At 33.1% G+C, this 21,688-nt stretch carries 19 protein-coding genes; 7 read left to right on the top strand and 12 right to left on the bottom strand.

What is annotated here, in order from left to right; translation table 11 throughout:
* Window position 1: 1 nt before the first annotated feature.
* The 6 genes from DMA14_RS22310 to DMA14_RS22285 all read right to left on the bottom strand — a co-directional run bounded on the left by DMA14_RS22310 (window position 2) and on the right by DMA14_RS22285 (window position 8,146).
* Window positions 2–2,158 (bottom strand): TonB-dependent receptor, encoded by a 2,157-nt coding sequence (locus DMA14_RS22310; protein WP_111426673.1) that lies wholly within the window; start codon window positions 2,156–2,158, stop codon window positions 2–4.
* Window positions 2,159–2,243: 85 nt separating this feature from the next.
* Complete coding sequence (locus DMA14_RS22305) at window positions 2,244–2,621, bottom strand: hypothetical protein (protein WP_238990026.1); 378 nt, start codon at window positions 2,619–2,621, stop codon at window positions 2,244–2,246.
* Between the two features lie 171 nt (window positions 2,622–2,792).
* Complete coding sequence (secA, locus tag DMA14_RS22300; RefSeq protein ID WP_111426671.1) at window positions 2,793–6,134, bottom strand: preprotein translocase subunit SecA; 3,342 nt, start codon at window positions 6,132–6,134, stop codon at window positions 2,793–2,795.
* 88 nt (window positions 6,135–6,222) lie between these two features.
* Window positions 6,223–6,444 (bottom strand): DUF2795 domain-containing protein, encoded by a 222-nt coding sequence (locus DMA14_RS22295; RefSeq protein ID WP_007138072.1) that lies wholly within the window; start codon window positions 6,442–6,444, stop codon window positions 6,223–6,225.
* A 286-nt stretch (window positions 6,445–6,730) separates the two neighbouring features.
* The gene (locus DMA14_RS22290; protein ID WP_111426670.1) at window positions 6,731–7,300 is read right to left on the bottom strand and encodes a cob(I)yrinic acid a,c-diamide adenosyltransferase; all 570 of its coding nucleotides are present in this window, start codon (window positions 7,298–7,300) and stop codon (window positions 6,731–6,733) included.
* Between the two features lie 153 nt (window positions 7,301–7,453).
* Window positions 7,454–8,146, bottom strand: coding sequence for an ABC transporter ATP-binding protein (locus DMA14_RS22285; RefSeq protein ID WP_111426669.1), 693 nt, complete (start codon window positions 8,144–8,146; stop codon window positions 7,454–7,456).
* Window positions 8,147–8,438: 292 nt separating this feature from the next.
* Between DMA14_RS22285 and DMA14_RS22280 the strand changes: the two genes are divergently transcribed.
* Window positions 8,439–9,098, top strand: a complete 660-nt coding sequence (locus DMA14_RS22280) for a DUF6565 domain-containing protein (RefSeq protein ID WP_111426668.1) — start codon at window positions 8,439–8,441, stop codon at window positions 9,096–9,098.
* Between the two features lie 57 nt (window positions 9,099–9,155).
* On the opposite strand, the gene DMA14_RS22275 is transcribed toward DMA14_RS22280, so the two are convergent.
* From DMA14_RS22275 to DMA14_RS22265, 3 genes are all read right to left on the bottom strand, one after another.
* Window positions 9,156–9,935 carry an O-methyltransferase gene (locus DMA14_RS22275; RefSeq protein WP_111426667.1) on the bottom strand — a complete coding sequence of 260 codons (780 nt, stop codon included), beginning with the start codon at window positions 9,933–9,935 and terminating at the stop codon, window positions 9,156–9,158.
* A gap of 23 nt (window positions 9,936–9,958) precedes the next feature.
* Complete coding sequence (locus DMA14_RS22270) at window positions 9,959–10,438, bottom strand: FKBP-type peptidyl-prolyl cis-trans isomerase (protein WP_111426666.1); 480 nt, start codon at window positions 10,436–10,438, stop codon at window positions 9,959–9,961.
* 101 nt (window positions 10,439–10,539) lie between these two features.
* Window positions 10,540–12,402: an ABC-F family ATP-binding cassette domain-containing protein gene (locus tag DMA14_RS22265; protein ID WP_111426665.1), complete on the bottom strand. Its 1,863-nt coding sequence runs from the start codon at window positions 12,400–12,402 to the stop codon at window positions 10,540–10,542.
* A 204-nt stretch (window positions 12,403–12,606) separates the two neighbouring features.
* Here DMA14_RS22265 and DMA14_RS22260 point away from each other — a divergent pair, with 204 nt between their 5' ends.
* Window positions 12,607–13,038, top strand: a complete 432-nt coding sequence (locus DMA14_RS22260; RefSeq protein WP_111426664.1) for a DUF6326 family protein — start codon at window positions 12,607–12,609, stop codon at window positions 13,036–13,038.
* Window positions 13,039–13,058: 20 nt separating this feature from the next.
* Window positions 13,059–13,748: a DUF4386 domain-containing protein gene (locus DMA14_RS22255; protein WP_111426663.1), complete on the top strand. Its 690-nt coding sequence runs from the start codon at window positions 13,059–13,061 to the stop codon at window positions 13,746–13,748.
* On the opposite strand, the gene DMA14_RS22250 is transcribed toward DMA14_RS22255, so the two are convergent.
* Window positions 13,732–14,703 carry a T9SS C-terminal target domain-containing protein gene (locus tag DMA14_RS22250; RefSeq protein ID WP_111426662.1) on the bottom strand — a complete coding sequence of 324 codons (972 nt, stop codon included), beginning with the start codon at window positions 14,701–14,703 and terminating at the stop codon, window positions 13,732–13,734. The two genes, DMA14_RS22255 and DMA14_RS22250, sit on opposite strands and share 17 nt — an antisense overlap.
* Before the next feature lie 148 nt (window positions 14,704–14,851).
* Between DMA14_RS22250 and DMA14_RS22245 the strand changes: the two genes are divergently transcribed.
* Complete coding sequence (locus tag DMA14_RS22245; protein ID WP_111426661.1) at window positions 14,852–16,270, top strand: undecaprenyl-phosphate glucose phosphotransferase; 1,419 nt, start codon at window positions 14,852–14,854, stop codon at window positions 16,268–16,270.
* A 5-nt stretch (window positions 16,271–16,275) separates the two neighbouring features.
* On the opposite strand, the gene DMA14_RS22240 is transcribed toward DMA14_RS22245, so the two are convergent.
* Window positions 16,276–17,013: a tyrosine-protein phosphatase gene (locus DMA14_RS22240; protein ID WP_111426660.1), complete on the bottom strand. Its 738-nt coding sequence runs from the start codon at window positions 17,011–17,013 to the stop codon at window positions 16,276–16,278.
* 111 nt (window positions 17,014–17,124) lie between these two features.
* On the opposite strand from DMA14_RS22240, the gene DMA14_RS22235 reads away from it, so the two are divergent.
* Entirely contained in the window at window positions 17,125–18,315 is a 1,191-nt protein-coding gene (locus DMA14_RS22235; RefSeq protein WP_111426659.1) for a DUF5009 domain-containing protein, read from the top strand.
* Between the two features lie 234 nt (window positions 18,316–18,549).
* Here the strand turns inward: DMA14_RS22235 and DMA14_RS22230 are convergent, their stop codons facing one another.
* Window positions 18,550–19,131 (bottom strand): hypothetical protein, encoded by a 582-nt coding sequence (locus DMA14_RS22230; RefSeq protein ID WP_111426658.1) that lies wholly within the window; start codon window positions 19,129–19,131, stop codon window positions 18,550–18,552.
* A gap of 124 nt (window positions 19,132–19,255) precedes the next feature.
* Here DMA14_RS22230 and DMA14_RS22225 point away from each other — a divergent pair, with 124 nt between their 5' ends.
* Complete coding sequence (locus tag DMA14_RS22225; protein WP_238990025.1) at window positions 19,256–20,437, top strand: BamA/TamA family outer membrane protein; 1,182 nt, start codon at window positions 19,256–19,258, stop codon at window positions 20,435–20,437.
* A gap of 31 nt (window positions 20,438–20,468) precedes the next feature.
* On the top strand, window positions 20,469–21,632 hold the full coding sequence (locus DMA14_RS22220) for a glycosyltransferase family 2 protein (RefSeq protein WP_111426657.1): 1,164 nt from the start codon (window positions 20,469–20,471) through the stop codon (window positions 21,630–21,632).
* Window positions 21,633–21,688: the final 56 nt, after the last annotated feature.

Here is a 21,688-nt window from a genome sequence, read left to right as displayed (position 1 = left end):
TTTATTTTTTTAATGAAAAATTATATTGAATTCCGAATACAAAAGTTCTAGGTGCCGCGGCAGTATAAGTTGGCTGTGCATTGGCGACATTGGTTCTTGTAACATTGTATGCGTACAATTTGTCAGTAAGATTTAGCACATTTCCGTAAACCTCAATTTTTTTCCATTGGTATCCAATTCTGGCATTGAAAATATTATAACCGTCATATTTCACGGTATTGATTTGATCTTGGTAGTAACTGCCTACGAGCTGCCATTCAATTGAAGTTCTCAAATTTGGAAGCCAATTTGGATAATAACTAACTTCTGAATTTCCTGACCATTTTGGAGCTGAAGGCATTTCTTTTCCGTTTAAATCCTGAATAGGATCTGATGGTTTATCTGAAAGTTTAAAATCAATATAAGTATGTTGAGCGTATGTACCGCCAAGGCGAATATTAAATTGTTTTGATGGTTTGTATGAAGCTCCAAACTCAATTCCTTTATGGCGTGTTTCGCCAGCCGAACGATAATCTGTAGAGTTATCTGGAAGTTTGATGTTTAATAATTCATTTTTTCCTTCCATATAATAAAATGCATAATCAATATTTAATTTGTTTTGGAAGAAAGAAAGCCATCCACCAACTTCATAATTATCGAAATCTGCTGGTTTCAGGTTATAATAAAATTCGGCAGGAACACCAGATGTACCGCCAGTTCCCGGTTTGGCTCTGAAAATTGAAGTAATTCCAGGAGGCGCAAAACCTTGAGAATAATTGCCATAAAAACCAGCAAATTCTACAGGATTGTAATTAGCTCCAGCTTTAAAAGTAAATTTGTCATATACTTTGCTTCCTGTAGAAAGGTCAATTGCGTTGTCGTAATTCACTTTCATATTGTCATAACGTCCGCCAACAGTAACAATTAATTTTTCAATTGGATTGAAACTAATTTGCGCATAACCAGCAGTATTAAAAATATCAGCTGTATAATCTGAAAGTTTAGAGTCTGGATGTTCGGCAATAATTTCATACGAATCTACCGTTTGTTTTCCTGGCTGTCCTGGATTCAAATTGGCTTTTAAATCAATTACATACGACCAATAAGTCACTGGAGAATAATCGTATAAAGCTCCAGCAACAAGTTTGGTGTTTAAAAAATCAAATTTTTGAGTGTGCTGTCCTATTGCTCCATAACTTTTAAAGTTGTTCGAATTTACTTCACCTTTGGCCGTTGTCGGATTTACTGTCGGGCTCCATTTGATTCCGTATGACGGATTTTGGCCTAATTTATTGTCACGCAAATAAGCGGTAATGTAACTGCTTGAATTGCTATTCCAGTCATGTTCTAATGTTAAACGAGTTCGCAAAGCATCAGATTTTCTATAAGTAAAATCAGAAGTGCTTTTGTAAGTTCTGTTGTTGAAAGCTTCTTCGTTAACAGTTCCGCTCATGTCAGAATAATATTTTCCATACATCGTATTGCTGATCAGTCGAGTAGAAGGTGAGATGTTGTAGTCAATTCTTGCATTCAGATTATCTTTATTGTAATCAGAATACGTCATCCAGCCATTTTCTTGCAAGCTAGAAATTCCTGCAATATGAAAGCCGACTTTCCCAATTGTTGCACCTCCGGCAGCTTGAAACCTTCTGTAGCCATAATTGTCAGCTTGAATTCCGAATTTAAACTCAGGATCAACAGGAGGTTTTATCGAAATTAAATTAATGGTTCCTCCAACAGCTTCTGGTCCGTATAAAGAAGAAACTGGGCCTTTTACAACTTCAATACTTTGCAGATTGTATTGGTTTATTTCCAATAATGCATTGTGATTGAAAATTCCCATTGGACGAATTGGCAATCCGTCTTCTAAATACAGATAATAGGCATTTGTGGTCATAGGCTGACGAATAGACATCATGTGCTGTTCATTTCCTAGGTTTACCATCAAGACTCCGGGAGTTTTATTTATGATTTCGTAAACTGCTGTCGCTTTGGTTTCGTTGATAGTTTTTGCTGTCAATTTACTGATTGCAACTGGAGTTTCTTTTCTCAAAGTTGCCGTACGGTTTGCTGTTACAAAAACATTTTCAAGTTCTTGCTTTGTTGTGTCTTGCACTGTTTTGTTTTGTGCAAAGACACATTGCCCTATGATTAATAGGGTAAAGTATATTTTTTTCATTTTGAATTATATAAATTAAAGCTGTAAGCTATAGGCTTTAGGCCGTAAGCGAACTGCAAGTCTTAGAATTTTGACTTTTTAAAATTTATATAAAATAGGATGGAGGGTGAAAAATTGAATTTGCTATTGCAATAGGTTTTTTATCGAATGAAGCGAAAATTTTTGCTTTTGATTCGATAGGTCCTGTTAGTTTGAAATTGTTTAAGATTGAAGTTTGAATGTAAACTACTTCTGCTTTTTCTTTCAGATTGTTTTGCATTCTTTTTTCGTTGTCTGCGTATTTTTTTAAGCTTTTTTGAAGTTCGCAACGACCATTACAGCTGTTGAAAACCATTTTGCGTTGTACACAGATTGTTTTCGAAATTTCTTCCTGATTTAATTTGAATGAGGTATAAACAAAGAAACTGCCAAAAGAAGGAACTAATAGCATGCAAGAAAGAAATATGACGAAAAGTCGTTTCAAAATATGTTTCGTTGTTTTTGAGAGCAAAAATACATTTTAAATTTATTTACAAGAATGATTTTTGTTATTTAATGTTAAAAAAGAACAACTGGAGGCATTAGAAAAGAAAAACCCGACAGATTTTTGAAATCTGTCGGGTCTACTTATGTTTGCTATTTGAAATAGAAATTATTAGTTAATTAAAATCCAAGTTCCTTCAGCAATTAAAGCTTCCGCTTTTTTGTACTTCATTGTTTCTGTTTTACCAGTAGCAACTTCTTGAACTACAACAGTATCGTTTCTGTTGATTTTTGGCATATCTCTAACGATAGTTTCAGTAACCTGACGTTGTTGAGTTTCTCCAGCCTCACGGTTTATGCTCTCGCTGTTTGGGATTTCGTCTTTACTTAATTGTAAGTTTTCTTTTTGACGAACTTCTCTTGCTTCATGGATTTCAGGAACGTTTTGAGCTGGTAAATCACCTTTGAATAAGAATGAGATAACTTCTTTGTTAACGTTGTCTAACATTCCTCTAAACAAATTGAAAGCTTCTAATTTGTAAATAAGCAATGGATCTTTTTGTTCGTGAACAGCCAATTGAACAGATTGTTTCAATTCGTCCATTTTGCGTAAGTGTTTTTTCCAAGCTTCATCAACAATAGAAAGCGTAATGTTTTTCTCAAAATCAGCAATTAATTGAGCACCTTCGCTATCGTAAGCTTTCTTCAAATCAGTTACCACATTCAAAGTTTTGATTCCGTCTGTAAATGGAACTACAATTCTTTCAAAATGGTTGTTTGGCTCTTCGTAAACTCCTTTAATAATTGGGAAAGCTTCTCTTGCACTTCTTTCGGTTTTTTCTGTGTAGAAAGCTAAAGCTTCTTTGTATACTTTTCCAGTAACTTCGATATCATTTAATTTCGTGAAATCAGCCTCAGAAATTGGAGATGTAATTCCGAAATAACGAATTAAATCAAATTCAAATCCTTTGAAATCATTTGCTACTTTATTATTGCTTACAATTAATTCGCAAGTATCATAAAGCATGTTCGCGATATCCAGTTTCAAACGCTCTCCAAACAATGCGTGACGACGACGTTTGTAAACTACTTCACGTTGAGAGTTCATTACGTCATCATATTCTAATAAACGTTTACGAACACCAAAGTTATTTTCTTCTACTTTTTTCTGAGCACGTTCGATAGATTTAGTCATCATAGAATGCTGAATAACTTCACCTTCTTTCAATCCCATTCTGTCCATTACTTTAGCAACTCTTTCAGAACCGAATAAACGCATTAAGTTATCTTCAAGAGAAACATAGAATTGAGAACTTCCTGGATCTCCTTGACGACCAGAACGACCACGTAACTGTCTGTCTACACGACGAGAATCATGACGCTCTGTACCAACGATTGCTAAACCTCCTGCAGCTTTTACTTCTGGAGACAATTTAATATCGGTACCACGACCAGCCATGTTTGTTGCAATTGTTACAACTCCAGCTTTACCAGCTTCTTCAACGATTTGCGCTTCTTGCTTGTGCATTTTAGCATTCAATACGTTATGAGTGATTCCTCTCATTTTAAGCATACGGCTTAATAATTCTGAAATCTCTACAGAAGTTGTTCCAATCAATACAGGTCTTCCAGCGTTTGATAATTCTGTAACATCTTCGATTACAGCGTTGAATTTCTCACGTGTAGTTTTGTAGATATAATCTTCTTTATCGTGTCTTGCAATTGGGCGATTTGTTGGAATTTCGACAACATCCAATTTATAGATTTGCCATAACTCACCAGCTTCTGTAACAGCAGTACCTGTCATACCACCTAATTTGCTGTACATTCTGAAATAATTCTGTAATGTTACAGTTGCAAAAGTTTGAGTTGCAGCTTCGATTTTTACGTTTTCTTTTGCTTCGATCGCTTGGTGAAGACCATCAGAGTAACGACGTCCGTCCATGATACGACCTGTTTGCTCATCGACAATCATAATTTTGTTGTCCATGATAACGTACTCTACATCTTTTTCGAATAAAGCGTACGCTTTTAAAAGCTGAGTAAGAGTGTGGATACGCTCGCTTTTTACTCCAAAATCTTGGAATAATCTTTCTTTAGCTTCTGCTTCAGAATCTTTATCAAGTTTTTGTTTTTCAATCGCTGCGATTTCTGTTCCGATGTCTGGTAACACGAAGAAATCTGCATCAGTATCTCCAGAAAGGTATTTAATACCATTATCTGTCAATTCTACTTGATTGTTTTTCTCTTCAATCACAAAATACAAAGCTTCGTCAACTTTGTGCATTTCGCGATTGTTATCCTGCATATATTGATTTTCAGTTTTTTGAAGCAATTGTTTAATTCCTTCTTCACTTAAAAATTTAATTAATGCTTTATTTTTAGGTAAAGATCTGTAAGCTCTTAATAATAAGAAACCTCCATCTTTAGTATTTCCTTCTTTTATTAATTTTTTAGCTTCAGCTAAGAAACCATTTGCTAACTGACGTTGTTGTGCAACTAAGTTTTCGATTTTTGGTTTCAATTCGTTGAATTCGTGACGATCTCCTTGCGGAACTGGTCCAGAAATAATAAGCGGTGTTCTAGCATCATCAATTAATACAGAGTCAACCTCGTCGACAATAGCAAAATTGTGTTTTCTCTGTACTAAATCGCTTGGAGAGTGTGCCATGTTATCTCTTAAGTAATCGAAACCAAACTCGTTGTTAGTTCCGTAAGTGATATCAGCATCGTAAGCTTTTTTTCTTTGTTCTGTACTTGGCTGGTGATTATCGATACAATCAACAGATAAACCGTGGAACTCAAATAAAGGAGCTTTCCATGTGCTATCACGTTTTGCTAAGTAGTCATTCACTGTTACTAAGTGAACTCCGTTTCCAGTTAAGGCATTTAAATAAAGTGGAAGGGTAGCAACCAAAGTTTTACCTTCTCCCGTTTGCATTTCGGCAACTTTACCTTCGTGTAATACCATACCACCAATTAACTGAACATCGTAGTGAATCATGTCCCAAGTGATGTCTTTTCCGGCAGCATTCCATTTGTTAGCCCAGATAGCTTTTTCACCATCAATAGTGATGTACGATTTTGTTGCTGAGAATTCGCGGTCTTTTGCAGTTGCAGTAACCTCGATATGAGAATTTTCTTTAAAACGACGAGCCGTTTCTTTTACTACAGAAAATGCTTCAGGAAGAATTTCCAATAAAGTTTTTTCAGAGATTTCATAAGCTTCTTTTTCAAGAGCATCTATAGCATCGTAAATGTCTTCTCTTTTATCGATGTCTTCGATGTTTTCTACTTCTGCTTTAAGCGAAGCAATTTTAGCATCTTTATCAGCTCTAGCTTCTTTGATTCTATCTTTAAAATAAACGGTTCTTCCTCTTAATTCGTCGTTTGTAAGACTCATTAAAGGAGCTTCGAATGTTTTAATTTTATTTAAGTAAGGTTGTAAAGCTTTGACATCTTTTTGCGACTTATCGCCGACAAAGACTTTAATAATACTGTTTATGAAACTCATGATTTATTGTATTTCTTTATTATATAATATGTATTTGAACCAAAAAAAAAGTCTCTATGATGAGAGACTTTTTCCTTTGGTTTATTTTTTAATATTCATCCTCATTCCAAAGATAATCTTCGTCTGTTGGATAATCAGGCCAAATTTCTTCCATTGATTCATATATCTCACCTTCGTCTTCGATTGATTGAAGGTTTTCTACTACCTCTAATGGAGCACCTGCTCTAATGGCGTAGTCAATAAGTTCATCTTTGTTAGCAGGCCATGGCGCATCACTTAAATAAGATGCTAATTCTAATGTCCAATACATCTGTTATCTGTTTAGTTTGTGCAAAAATAAATTTTTTACTGAAAAAGACAAGTAAATTTTGATTTATTTTAATAAAATTTAAGAACGTCTCTTTTTAAATCCCAAAAATGAATTTTAAATCCCAAAATTTAAATTCCAAATTCCAATAAAAAGCCTTTAAATACCAGTGACTTAAACTCCAAACTCCAATTTATAATTGAAGTTTTTTTTCTTTTTTTAAATTCGAAAAGAATTTAATTCTTCCTTTGGAATTTGGGATTTCAAAAAATTGGAATTTCCAGAAAATTTATTTTCTGGGTATCCATTTCACTTCATCCGCTTTTAAGTCTGAGGACAACTTTCGTGCCAAGACAAAAAGGTAGTCAGAAAGTCGGTTTAAGTATGTGATTGCTATTTCAGGAACATGTTCATTATGGCTTAAATGTACCGCTAAACGTTCCGCACGACGGCAAATACAACGCGCTATATGACAATGTGACACGGTCGGATGCCCGCCAGGTAAAACAAAATGAGTCATTGGCGGAAGGCTTTCGTCCATTTTATCAATTTCTTTTTCTAATAATTCAATATCCGAATCGATTATGCCTAGGTTTTCTAAACGAAGTTTTCCGTTTTTTAAAACTTCTTTCTCTTGTGGAGTTGCCAAAATGGCACCAACAGTAAAAAGACGGTCTTGGATTTCGATTAAAATAGTCTTGTAATGCGAATCCATTTCCTGATCGCGGATTAATCCGATATAAGAATTCAGTTCATCAACAGTTCCGTAACTGTCAATTCTGATATGGTCTTTTGGTACGCGAGTTCCTCCAAAAAGAGCTGTTGTGCCTTTATCGCCGGTTTTGGTATATACTTTCATTTTTTTTAAGATGCTAAGGTTCTGAGGTTCTGAGATGCTAAGTTTTCTCTTCTTTGAGCTTATTTTTCTAGATTCTATCCTTAGAATTTATCAGGATTGAATTGAAATTATAAGTTTTTCTTTTTCCGATTAAACGATTAACCAAATAAACGATTAAACAGTTTTTCTTGTGTCACTTTCAATTAATCCATCTCTTAAGCGAATAATTCTGTGCGCATAAGCTGCAATATCTTCTTCGTGAGTTACAAGAATAACAGTATTTCCTTGTGCGTGAATATCACCAAAAAGCTTCATGATTTCTACAGAAGTTTTACTGTCTAAGTTTCCTGTTGGTTCATCGGCTAGTATAATAGAAGGTTTGTTTACCAATGCTCTCGCAACGGCAACACGCTGACGTTGTCCTCCAGAAAGCTGATTCGGCTGGTGATCCATTCTATCTGCGAGATTAACCTGTTTTAAAACTTCGGTTGCACGAGCAATTCTTTCAGATTTTCCATAACCAGCATAAATCATGGGTAAGGCAACATTGTCTAAAGCTGTTGTTCTTGGTAAAAGATTGAAGGTCTGAAAAACGAAACCAATTTCTTTGTTTCTAATTTCGGCCAGTTCATCATCTTTCATTTTGCTGACATCTTTTCCATTTAAAATATAACGACCCGAAGTTGGTGTATCTAAACAGCCTAATAAATTCATTAATGTAGATTTTCCTGATCCGGATGGTCCCATTAAAGCTACATATTCGCCTTTTTGTATTTCTAGATCTATTCCTTTTAAAACATAAACGATTTCGTTTCCTAAGGTAAAATTTCGTTTAATGTCGGTTATTTTAATTAATGGTTCAGCCATTTTATTTTACAATTTTGGATTTAAAAGTACAAAACACTTTTGAATAAGTAGTTGATAATTGGTTTTTGTTACAAAATCACTTAAGCTAATAAAAGTATCGAAACGATTAATAAAATATGGTTTTAAAGATTAAAATGATTATATGATTTAGTTTTAATTTTGTGTAATTCGCATTATTTTTAATGTTTTATAATTTTAAGATGTTTTTTGTTTTGAAAATATGATAATAATGTAATTTATTGAAATTGGTATTAAGTAAATTTGATATATCAATTAATTAATAACTAAGATTATGAAAAATATTAAAATAGCTATAGGAATTGCATTAGTAGTATTAGGGTTTGCATCGTGTAAAGATGAAAAACAAGAAAAAGCTCAAAAAACAGTTGAGAACTATGTAATCTACGTGGACTCTGTTAAAAATGTGGCAGCATCCGATTTAAAAGACAATTGGAAAAGTGTAGAAGCTGAATATGACAGAAGATCTCAAGACGCGCAAGCTGCTTTAGCGGATATCAAAGATAATGCTGCTGCAACTGAAAAAGTAAATGCAAGTAAAATTAAATACGAGGAATTTAAAAATGAAATGACCGCCCAATTTGCCCCTCCAACTCCTAGTCCAAAACAACAATTAAGAGATGCTTTGTTTGGTGCAGGAAAAATTGGTGACGACATGAGTTTTAATTGGGTAAATGCTCAAAATATTCATAGCGTTTATCAGCAGTTTGTTCATACTGTAGAAAATAATAAAGACAGATATTCTAGAGAAGACTGGGATGAAATTAAATTAATGTATGAAGCACTTGACAGTCGTAAAAATACAGTTGAAAAAGAAGGTCTGTCGGCAGAGGATAACAGAAAAATTGCTGGTTTGAAAATTAAGTTTGCACCAATGTATACTGTAAACAGAATGGGAGCAAAGTCTGAAGAAAATAAAGACGCAAAAAAATAAGATTTTAATTTTTTGAATTAGAAAATGAAAAAGACGATCAAAAATGATCGTCTTTTTTTATGCTCTAATTATAAAGTGCTCTTTCGGCTGTTCTCTTCTAAAGAATACAAAGCCCCATTGAAAAGTGTCAATCGTGACTTTTACCATCGGATGATTTTTAATTATCTCCCAAGCTTCTTCCATGTCTTTTGACCAATGAATATCATCAAAAATCCAAACAGAATCATTGTCTATGGTTGGAAGTAAAAGGTCAAAATAAGCTAAAGTTGCTTTTTTAGAATGATTCCCGTCAAAATATATAAGATTGTAATTTGTTGCTTGAATGTTCTCGGAAATTAAAAAAGATTCAAACTCAGAAATTACATTTTCAACATTCTTACAATCAAATTCAGCCAATTGATTTTGGGCAACATTTGCGGTGTTTGGGCAACCTTCAATTGTAACCACTTTTGCTTTCGGATTTCCTAAAGCCAACGCAGAGGTTGCTAAGCCTAAAGAAGTCCCTATTTCTAGAATAGTTGAAGGCTGAAAATAATTGGTAACTCGAAACAATAATTCAGCACGTTTTGGAGAAATTCCTGCTGTTTGTGCAATTTTAGAAATTTGTCTTCGATTTGATTTGAAAACTCTGGAACCTGCTCCAAAATCAGTTACTTCTATAAAGTTTTTATTCTCTAAAAGCGTTTTTCTGTACTTTTTAAGAATGGCGTATTCTGGTTTAGGCTTTTTATCGTAGAAGCATTTTGTAAGCAGACTAAAAACGAACGGCGAATGAACCGCGTGTTCGTTTTTAGAATGCCAAAGAAATTTTAAATAAGATTGTATTTGAAATAGCATTTTTACTTTTCAGGGTACAACAATTAGTTTACTGAAATTAGTTCAATGTCAAAAATAAGTACAGAACCCGCAGGAACACCTCTTGGGTCGTCATAACTTCCATAACCTAAATGTGATGGTATAAGCAAAACTCCAGTTCCTCCTTCTTTAAAAAATGGAATTCCTTCTTTCCAACCTTGAATTACTTTATTTAATGGGAAGGTAGCTCCAGCAGCATCTTTGCTTTGGTCAAATGTTTTGCCAGATGTATAATATCCTTTGTATTTTACAGTTACAGTAGATAGTACACTTGGTTGTTTTCCTGTGCCTTCTGTTTTGATTATGTAATATAATCCTGTGCTTGTTTTTGTTGCTGTTAAATTGTTTTTAGCAAGATAATCAGTGATTTCTTTATCATTTTGTGCCGTATAATCCTTTGGTGGTGGGAGGATATCTTCAGGAGTTGAACTAGTACATGAAACGAAAAGTGTCAATGTAAATAATGCGATTAATAATTTTTTCATGTGGTATTTATTTTAAAAGTCGTAAATATATAAATTAGTTTTTGAGTCGCTATAATGGTTTTTAGATATTAACATTAATTGCTGAAACTCAAAAGTATAATCTATCCTTCAAGTTTGGCAGAAAGTTCAAACCAGCGTTCTTCTTTTGCGTCTATTTTATTAATTATATTTTGAAGTTCGTTTGCTTTTTTCTTAATATCGGCATCAGCGACTTTTCCATCAGAGAATAATTGTTCGATTTTAGCTTTTTCAGCTTCAAGATCTTTAATCTCTCGTTCGATTTTCTGATATTCTTTCTGTTCGTTAAAGCTTAAATTTCCTGTCGGATTATTTTGTTTCCAATCTTTCTTTTCGGCTTTGTTTTCTTCTTTTTGAGCAACATCGGCACTATCTTCGTAAGCACGGAAATCAGAGTAGTTTCCTGGGAAATTTTCGATAATTCCGTTTCCTCTAAAAACAAATAAATGATCGACAATTTTGTCCATAAAATAACGGTCGTGAGAAACTACCAATAAACATCCAGGGTAATCTAAAAGGAAACTTTCCAAAACGTTTAGCGTTACAATATCCAAATCGTTTGTTGGCTCATCGAGAATCAAAAAGTTTGGATTCTGGATTAAAACGGTACATAGGTACAAACGCTTTAATTCACCTCCGCTCAATTTTTCGACATAATCGTATTGTTTTTTAGCATCAAAAAGAAAACGCTCTAATAGTTGAGAGGCCGAAATAATTTTTCCTTTTGCCAACGGAATATATTCTCCGTATTCTTTAATAACATCGATAACACGCTGTCCTGGTTTTGGATTAATTCCAGATTGTGTATAGTATCCAACTTTTATAGTGTCACCTTTTACAACACGACCACTGTCTGGCGGAATTGTTCCTGTAAGCAGATTTAAGAAAGTAGATTTTCCAGTTCCGTTTTTTCCAATAATTCCTATTCTTTCGCCACGTTGGAAATCAAAACTAAAATTATCTAGAATAACTCTGTCTTTAAATTTTTTAGAAAGTTTATGGAGCTCAATAATTTTACTTCCCATTCTTTCCATATTAATTTCAAGCTCAACTTTGTTTTCTTTTCGTCGGCTTTGCGCTTTTTCTTTAATAATGTAAAAGTCGTCCTGACGCGATTTAGATTTGGTTGTTCTTGCTTTTGGCTGGCGGCGCATCCATTCTAATTCTTTTACGAAAAGGTTTTTAGCTTTATCAACACTGGCATTTTCAGAAGTGATTCTTTCTTCTTTTTTCTGAAGGTAATAAGAATAATTTCCTTTGTATTGATATAATTTTCCATTATCTAATTCGATAATTTCATTGCAGACACGCTCCAAAAAGAAACGGTCGTGAGTTACCATAAACAGCGTAATGTTTTCTTTGGCAAAATAACTTTCAAGCCATTCGATCATTTCTAAATCTAAATGGTTGGTAGGCTCATCCAAAATCAATAAATCTGGACGGTTGATTAGAATTATAGCCAATGAAAGACGTTTTTTCTGTCCTCCAGAAAGATTCTTCACTTTAAGTTTAAAATCTTCCAGTTTTAATTTGAATAAAATCTGCTTATACTGCGTTTCAAAATCCCAAGCATTGTGCTGATCCATAGCGTCAAAAGCTTTTTGGTAAGCTTCTTCGTCAGAAGGATTTTCTAAAGCTTTTTCATAAGCTTCGATAACTTTAAGCGTTTCATTGTCTGAAGCAAAAATACTTTCTTCAATCGTAAGTTCATCCTGAAGATTATTGTCTTGCGAAAGAAATGCCATTCTAATTCCTTTCCTTAAAACAACTTGTCCTGTATCTGGTTCTTCCAATCCGTTAATAATGCTCATTATGGTGGTTTTTCCAGAACCATTTTTTGCGATAAAAGCGATTTTTTGATCTTTATTAATCCCAAAAGAAATGTTGTCAAAAAGGACTCTTTCGCCAAATGACTTTGATATATTTTCTACAGATAAGTAATTCATGAAGATTTTTAACTGAAATATCAGTCTCTATTAATTAAAACTCTAATAATAATGCGCAAAGATAGGTTTTTGAACTAGAGAAAAAAAACGGGTTTTAAAACTGGTTTTCATGCTTTTATAAAATCAGTAAGGAAGCTGATTGTAAAAATGGATTGTAACATTTTAAAAATACATTCGTCATATTTGAAATTTAATTCCTTAAACATGAGCGAGAAACAAATAAATACAAGTGGTTACGAAGATTTTAGAATCAATCCCAAAATCAAACTTGCGACATTATGGACTTCAGTAATGTTTTGTTATATATATGGAGATTATTTTTCTCTCTATGTTCCTAAAAAAGTAGAGGATTTCATAAGCGGGGATACACTTCTTGATTCTCCAGTAAAATTATTTCTTGCTGCAATTTTAATGGCAATTCCAGCATTAATGGTTGTTGCATCGGTTGTTTTAAAACCAAAATTTAACCGTCTACTCAATATGATTTTTGGAATTATTTATACACTAATAATGCTTTTAATCGCTTTTACGACAATTGCACCATGGTGGAGTTTTTACGTTTTTTTCGCATTGATAGAAAGTGTTCTGACATCAATAATATTTTGGACTGCATTGAAATGGCCAAAACAGGTTTAAATTTTTAAAAAGATAAAAGCATGAATCAAGAATCAAATCTGTCGTATAGAACTACTGGGCGAATTGCCGGTTTGTTGTATTTAGTAGTGGTGCTAACTGGGATTTTTAGCTTAGGATATGTTCCTTCGAAATTAATTGTCTGGGATAATGCTTCTGTGACTTTTAATAATATTTCTGAATCTGAATTTCTTTTCAGGCTAGGTATTGTAAGCAGTTTAATTTGTTATACTTTTTTTCTATTTCTACCTTTGGTTTTGTATAAACTATTAAAACCAGTTAATGAAACATATGCAATATATATGGTTGTTTTGGCAGTTGTAAGCGTACCGATTTCGTTTATAAACATGCAGAATAAATTTGCAGTGCTTTCTATTATCGGTTCTCATCATAAAGATGCCGAACAGGTTATGTTTTATCTAAATCAATATGATTATGGAAATCTAATTGTTCAGATATTTTGGGGACTTTGGTTGTTTCCGCTTGGTTATTTAATCTTCAAATCTGGAATAATTCCCAAATTTTTCGGAATATTATTAATGCTTGGCTGTCTGGGCTATTTGATAAATTTCTTTGCCAATACATTGTTCCCTAGTTATTCTGAACTTGGAATATCATCTTATGTCCGACTTCCAGCAAGTCTCGGAGAAATCGGGACGTGTTTATGGCTTTTAATAATGGGGGCAAAAAATAAAGCTATTTCTGCATCTTGATATATTGACTTAAAATTGAACTCAAATCTAAGTAATGAATTTGTTGCGGATTGTTTAAAACAGGTTTTCGAACCAGAGATTCGTTTGTAATAAAATAATGAAGTCCGTCTTTTGTTGCAATTCCTTCTACTTGATGAAAGGGAAGTTTTAAGTCGATTCGCCTTTTGTTTCCAGACAAAAAATCCTGATTTTTAAAATCGTAAAGTAGATATAAAAATGGTTTTCCAACCTTGCTATAGCCGCACAAAGTAATGAGTTTTTTATCTTCTAAATAGGTTGCGCCAGTAACCAAACCTTTAGTGTCGAGTGTTGTTTTAAATTTTGCAGTTTGGGTTCCTTTTTGTTTCGACAAAACATAAATATTGGTTTTGGATGATTTCCATTGTTTGGTAAATAGATAAATACTGTCTTTGGAAACAATAAAAGCTTCGCAGTCAAAATCAGTTTTGTTAGGTTTTGAAGCAGAAAAATCGGTTTGATCGGAATAGGTGAACGAAATGGTTTCAATATTTGGATTACCTTCCAGAAAAGATTTTTTCTCGATTTTAAGAATTTTCAAATCCGATCGATTTCCAGAATAATTGTTTCCAAAATCCCCAATATAGATATTTGAACTATCTTGCGAAATTTCTTCCCAGTCTTGATTCACTGCCTGTTCCAAAACAATTTTCTTTTTAATTTTTCCTAAAGAATCTAATCCATAAATCGTTTTGTCGTGATCATCATTGTGTGTCCAAAGCAGATTTTCAAAAGCAATCAGCCCAGAAGTTTCTTTTAATGAATCGCTTAGCTGAAAAGAATATTTCGGTTTTAGCTTCAGGTTTTTATAGTTGCAATTTCCATCATTTTGGCTAGATACAGAACTGTAGTTTTGTGCCTGTGGGTCTGTACAGCCAGAGATTTGTGAATAAGCTGAAGTAGTGATGGTCAGGAAGAAAAAAAGAATTTTTAGCATGAGTGCAATGTTAAGTCTGCATAAGATAAAAGTAAAGTTTTAAATAATAGGAAGAAATAAGTATTTAAAAAATATAATTTAAGTGTTATTTTGCATCACTTTAAGTGTAAACGTTTTTTTATTCTCTTGGATAAAACGAAGCCCCGCAATGAAAATTTTACAAAAATTATCACACTACCGAATCTCACGTTATTATAAACTTTTGTTTGTAGTAGTTGATGTTGTATTATTAAATCTTGCGACCATTCTTTCTGCACTGGCAAGGTTTGGCAATTTGGATAAACTATTGTCCAAGGACGAAAGAACAATTTCGCTTTTGGCCATTTTAATTTGGGTTGCTTTACTACTTCAAAAAGATTCTAATCGAAGCGTAAGGGTAGAACCGATAGAATCGATATTATGGAGAACAATCAAAAAGATTTCTATTCATGCCGCTTTAGTGTCAATATTCGTTGTTTATTTAAAATACAATGATATTTCAAGACTTCGTCTAGTTTATTTTTACCTGATATTTTTTGGGTTGCTGATGATTTCGCGTTATTTGTCAATGAAGCTTTTAAAATATGTTCGTGCAAAAGGATATAATTTTAAGACTTTTATAATAGTAGGTGCTACTATATCGGGTGAAAAAATTCGTAAAGTGCTTGCAAAAGACCTTACATTCGGATATAGGTTTTTAGGTTTTTTTGATGAAACAAATAATAATCAAATTGTTGATCCAGCTTTAATTATTGGGAAATTTGACGATGTTGAAAAGTTTGTTGCAGGTAAAAAAATTGACGAAATGTATGTTGCATTGCATATCGATAACATCGAAATTATTAATGAATTGACTAGAATTTGCGAACAAAATATGATTCGTATCAAATTCATTCCAGATTTTCAGCTTTACACAAAAGCAAGTAAAGTAGAAGTTGCTTTTTATGAAAATATGCCCGTTTTAATGTTTCGTCCAGAACCGTTAGAATTTGCTTCTAACAGACTTTTGAAAAAGGCTTTCGATATCTGTTTTTCGGGTCTTGTAATTCTACTTATTTTTCCATGGCTATTCCCAATTATTATGCTCATTATAAAATTAGAATCACCAGGGCCTATTTTTTTTAAGCAGGAAAGATCCGGGAGAGACAATAGATCGTTTATGTGCATAAAGTTTAGGAGCATGTATGTAAATGGTCTGGCGCATAATAAACAAGCAGAAAAAGGAGATAGTCGAATTACTAAATTTGGTGCTTTTATCCGTAAAACAAGTATAGACGAACTGCCGCAATTTTTTAATGTTTTTCTTGGAGATATGTCCGTTGTAGGGCCAAGGCCACACATGGTTAATCTTGCAAAAGAGTACAGCGATCTTATCAATAATTATTTGGTACGGCAATATGCTAAACCAGGAATTACTGGCTGGGCGCAGGTAAATGGTTTTAGAGGAGAAACAAAAGTCTTGAGCGATATGGAAAATAGGGTAGAATATGACATCTGGTATATCGAGAACTGGAGTTTTTTGCTTGATATTAAAATTATTGTAAAAACCGTTATCAATATTTTTAAAGGCGAAGAAAACGCTTATTAAGCTTTTCAGGATTTAAAAAACTGATTATTAGCAATAACTTTCTTTAAAGAATCCATATTTTTGATTTTTATTTTATCTTCAAAAGCCGCAATATGTTTTTTATGATGAACATCAGTTCCGCAAAAATCATACATTCCTTTGGCTAGAAGATCGTCTGCCATTTTAGCAATCGGCGAACCGTAATATTCTACAGTAGAAAGCAGATTTAGCTGAAAAAGACAGCCTGCATTTTTTAGTTTTTCATATTCTGAAAACTTGTTGTGGTAAAAAACATATCTTTCTGGATGAGCCAAAACAGGAATGTAGCCCGCTACTTGTATCTCAAAAATGGTTTTGTAAATATTTAGTGGAGCATTTAGATAAGAAATCTCTACCAAAACATAATTATCTTTTAATGTTAGAAGTTTTTCTTCTTTAAAATGATTTTCGAACCAGCTATCTATAAAATATTCGGCAGCAGCCTGAACAGGTATTTCAATTTTATTTTCTTCTAATGCTTTTTGGGTCTCTAGAAGTTTAGGTCGAATAATTTCAGGAGAATTATTCCAAACATAATGGTTGATGTGTGGCGTTGTTACAATTTGAGAAACTCCGAGTTTATGCAAAGCCGAAACCAATTCAATTGATTTTGCCATGTTTTTTGCTCCGTCGTCAATTCCCGGTAAAATATGAGAATGAATATCTACAAAAGTGCCATCAAGCAGTTCTTTTAATGCGGGTTTTGATTTGAGGAATGATAACATGTAACAAAAATGTATAAATCAGTTTTATAACGCGCAAAATTAGTCGAGAATTTGTAACAAGACATTTTAGAATTATACTATATTTGATTTTTAGTAAAAAAGTAAAAAATTATGAAAATAAAAGAGAATCTGTTTAATCAGCGTATTATTTCTATTGATGCTTTGCGTGGAATTACCATTTTTGTAATGATTTTTGTAAATGAACTTGCGAGTATTCAAAACGTGCCGCAATGGATGAAACACATGCCCGCAGATGCAGATGCCATGACTTTTGTTGATTTAGTTTTTCCTGCTTTTTTATTCATTGTCGGAATGTCCATTCCGTTTGCTTTTAATGCCAGACTTATAAAAAAAGACAGTCCAAAAACAATTTGGACACATACTCTTAAGAGAGCTATTGCACTTATTGTGATTGGTGTTTTTATGGTCAATGCCGAGTATGGCTATGATGCGACAAAAATGATTATCGCGCCTGCATTTTGGGGACTTTTGGCTTATAGCATGCCTATTCCAATTTGGAATAAATATCCAAAAGATTTTCCTGTTTGGTTAAAAAATGTGCTTCAATATGGAGGGATTTTAGTACTTGTAGCACTTTATTTCATTTATGTGCAAGATACTGGAGATCGCGGAATGACACCAAAATGGTGGGGAATTCTTGGGTTGATAGGTTGGGCGTATCTTTTTACGGTAATTTATTACTGGCTCGTTTCAGGAAATCTATGGGCAATGATTGCTTTTCTAGTTTTTGCTGTTGCTATGAATTCTCTTAATTTAATTGAAAACTCTTTTGTTCAAAGCACTTCTTGGTTGAGTTTTATAGCAGGACATCTTACACATGTTTCTCTGACTTCGGCTGGAATTATAATTTCATTATTGTTTTTTGATCGAAAAATTAGTTCTAAAATCAATTGGCCCGTAATTGGCTTTATTGCTTTATTTACAATAACAGCGATTTTACTCCGTCCGTATTTCGGAATATCAAAAATAAAAGGAACACCATCTTGGACAATGTTCTCGGCAACAATTTGTACAGCTCTTTTCTATTTTCTGTATTGGCTGATGGAAGTTAAAAAACAGACCAAATGGAGTGAGTTTTTTATGCCAGCAGCTGCCAATCCGTTATTGATTTATATTTTGCCAGGCGTTATTTACTATTTCTGTAAAGCATTTAACTTTCATATAATACCAGGATATTTCAGAGTAGGAGTTCCGGGAATTTTATGGTCTCTGGTATTTTCAATAATTATGCTTTTTGTAATGAAGATTTTAAACCGATATAAAATTCAACTGCATCTTTAGAGTTTCAAGTTTCAAGTTTCAAGTTGTTGAACTTAACCGCAAAGAACACAAAGGTATATGTAAGGTTCGCAAAGTTTTTTAGACAAAGCTTTGCGAACTTTACATTTCTAGTGAGTTGAACCTAGAACAAATCTCGCGTGCTTTGCGTTAAAAATACAGGAGATATTTCAAGTTTTAGATTTCACGTTCCGAATAAAACTTGGAACCTGAAACTTGAAACCTGAAACAAAAAAACTAAAAAATAATAACCGATTTTATCTTTAAAACAGAACCAGAAACTGGATTATAATTGACAAAATTGAATTTGCATAGATTATGGATATTCAAAAGTTTTCCATTAGAAAGTTCGTCTTGCCTAAAATCTGACCAAGGAATTTTTATGGTAGAAAAATGCTTTGGAGAAGCGGGAATAGTAACTCTCGGATGCGAACCTCCATGTACACAACCTGTCCCTTCTTTATTTCCTTCTCTTGCTTGTAATTTTATAATTTGGGTTGACTGATAGGTAATTTCTACTAATTTGGAATTATCTGGAAGATTAGTTGGAACTCCATCATTAATTTCAGAAGGTGTAATCATGACATTCAATTCTATTTCTCCTTTCGGATTGTCTTTTGCTGTAACTGCAACGATTCCTTTTTCTAGTCTAGTTTTGTTGATTTCTTCTTCATTTTCTAGTGCTGGCCCAGCAATAAACCATTTATTCGATTTTACGAGATTTGTTTCATTCTTCTGACTTTTTGCAGAAAAGCCCAATAGTAGCATTAATGGTAAAAAAAGAAAAATACGAAGTGTTTGCAAGTTTTTCAAAATCATAAGTTTATCATTTCAAATATAATTTTTTTGTATCATTTAAAAATCTTTTTTATTCGAACAAAATTTTGAATTTATTCTTAATAAAATTTTAAATTTGTAAGAGACGGTTTTTAAGACATTGCGTGTGAATAGTTTAAAAATTAAATACATCTTAATTTTATTTTTAATTGGATCGTTTTGTCAGGCTCAAAATGACAGCACGGCCGTGGGAACTCGGGATATCTTAGATGTCATTCATAAAATTTTTGATAAACAGGATACCATTCGCCCAGATCGAAAACGAAAACTAACTTTTTCTTTACTGCCTGTTCCTGTAGGCGTAAATTCAAGCAATGGTTTGGTTGTTTCTTTTCTGACTACTTTTTATTTGGGAGATGCAGAAAAAACCAAAATGTCTCAAATTACCTTTTCGCCATATTTTAGTTTCAGCAATCAATTTGTATTTCCGATCCAATCTTATATTTATACCAGTGACAATAAATGGAATCTTATGGGAGATTATCGGTATATGATTTATCCTCAAGATACTTACGGATTAGGCACCGACAATTCAGAAAAAGAAATGTCAACGCTCGATTATCAGCAATGGCGTTTTTACCAGTTTATTACAAGGCAGATTGTTGGCAATTACCGGTTGGGAGTTGGTTTTCTTTTTGACAATTATAAAAATATTTCTGAAGAATCTTATATAGACGGAGAAACAGATTATTATAAGTATATGAATGGCGATTATTCAGACGAGACTTCTTTCGGATTTGCAATTCAAGGTTTGTACGATTCTAGAGAAAATATTATTAATCCCGAACAAGGTTTGTACGTTGAAGCTGATTTACGATTAAATACCAGCGGGGTAGAAGGCGATAAATGGCAGTCTATATATTTTGATGCCCGAAAATATCATTCTTTTAGTAAAACCAAACATCGGGTTTGGGCTTCACGCGCATTCTTTTGGTCAACTTTTGGCGGGAAACCACATTATCTGGATTTACCAAGTATTGGCTGGGATCGTGAAGGAAAAACGGGACGCGGATTCACCAAAAATAGATATCGCAGCAATGCTTTAATTTATTTTGAAACCGAATACAGAACCGATATTAGTCGAAACGGATTTTTTGGCGCTGTTTTTTTTACTAATGTTTCTTCGGTTTCAAAACTTGATACCTATGAATTTAAAAAATGGAATCCAGCGGTCGGAACTGGAATTCGCATTAAATGGAATAAGCGCAATGGCAGTAATCTGGCTTTAGATTACGGAATCAGTAAAAACGATTGGTCGCTTCGCTTAGGGTTATCAGAAAATTTCTAACTTCGGCCAAAATCTACAGACTCAATATTTCATGCAATTATCGGTTGTTATTTTAAATTACAATGTGCGCTACTTTCTCGAACTATGCATTTTAAGTGTTCAGGAAGCAATTGCGTCAATCGATGCAGAAATTATTATAATAGATAATAATTCATCAGACGAAAGCGTTTTGATGTTGAAAGAAAAATTTCCAAACGTAAGACTGATTGAAAACAAAGAAAATTTTGGTTTTCCAAAAGGCAATAATATTGGTGTTCGTCAAGCGAAAGGAAAGTACGTTTGTATTTTGAATCCTGATACTGTCGTTGCAGAAGATACTTTTACAAAGATTTTGGCTTTTGCCGAAAGGCAAACTAATCTCGGGATCATTGGATGCAAATTAATTGATGGAACAGGGCAATTTCTTCCAGAAAGTAAACGTGGCATTCCAACGCCTTGGGTTGCCTTTACAAAGATTTTCGGATTGTATAAAATATTTCCTAAAGCAAAACTTTTTAATCAATATTATGCTCAGCATTTAAGCGAAAATGAAAGTGGAAAGGTAGATATTCTCGTTGGAGCTTTTATGTTTTTAGAAAGAAAACTATATGAAAATTTAAACGGTTTTGATGAAAATTGTTTCATGTATGCCGATGATATTGATCTGTCGTATCGCGCTTTACAAATGCAAAAAAATAATTATTATTTTCATGAAACTACCGTTTTGCATTATAAAGGAGAAAGTACAATAAAGGACGAAAAATATATGATGCGTTTTCAGGAGGCTATGAATTTCTTTTATCAAAAGCATTTTAAGAAATCATGGTTCTTTAGTTTTTTTATTCAAATTGGCGCTTTTTTGTTTTCAAGTGCTAAAATGTTTCAAGGAAAACCAAAAGAAAACCCATTGCCGGAAAGTTATTTTTTATACTCCGAAAATGAGAATTTCGCTAAAAAACTGGCTCCGATTTTGGAAAATAAAGTTGGTTTTTTAGATTTCAAAGGAGAAAAAATGGTAAATTCGTGGCTAATTTTAAAGGGTAAAAAGGCAGAGATCATTTTGGATAATCACTATATTTCATTCAAAAAATGTATCGAAATCATAGAAACTCTTAAAGATAAGCAGGTTACTTTTAAAATTTTTCCCAAAAATACAGGTTTTATTATTGGAAGTAATTCAAGGAATGACAGAGGGCAAATCGTGAAAATCGAGTAAAAAATTATATTAAATGAAATTTATATTTAAAATTTTCATTAATTTCGCAATCTGAA

It is taken from the genome of Flavobacterium sharifuzzamanii, from assembly GCF_003254585.1.
Taxonomy (GTDB): Bacteria; Bacteroidota; Bacteroidia; order Flavobacteriales; family Flavobacteriaceae; genus Flavobacterium; species Flavobacterium sharifuzzamanii.
The sequence above is the reverse complement of the archived record's forward strand: the minus strand, read 5'-3'. Positions and strand labels throughout refer to the sequence as shown.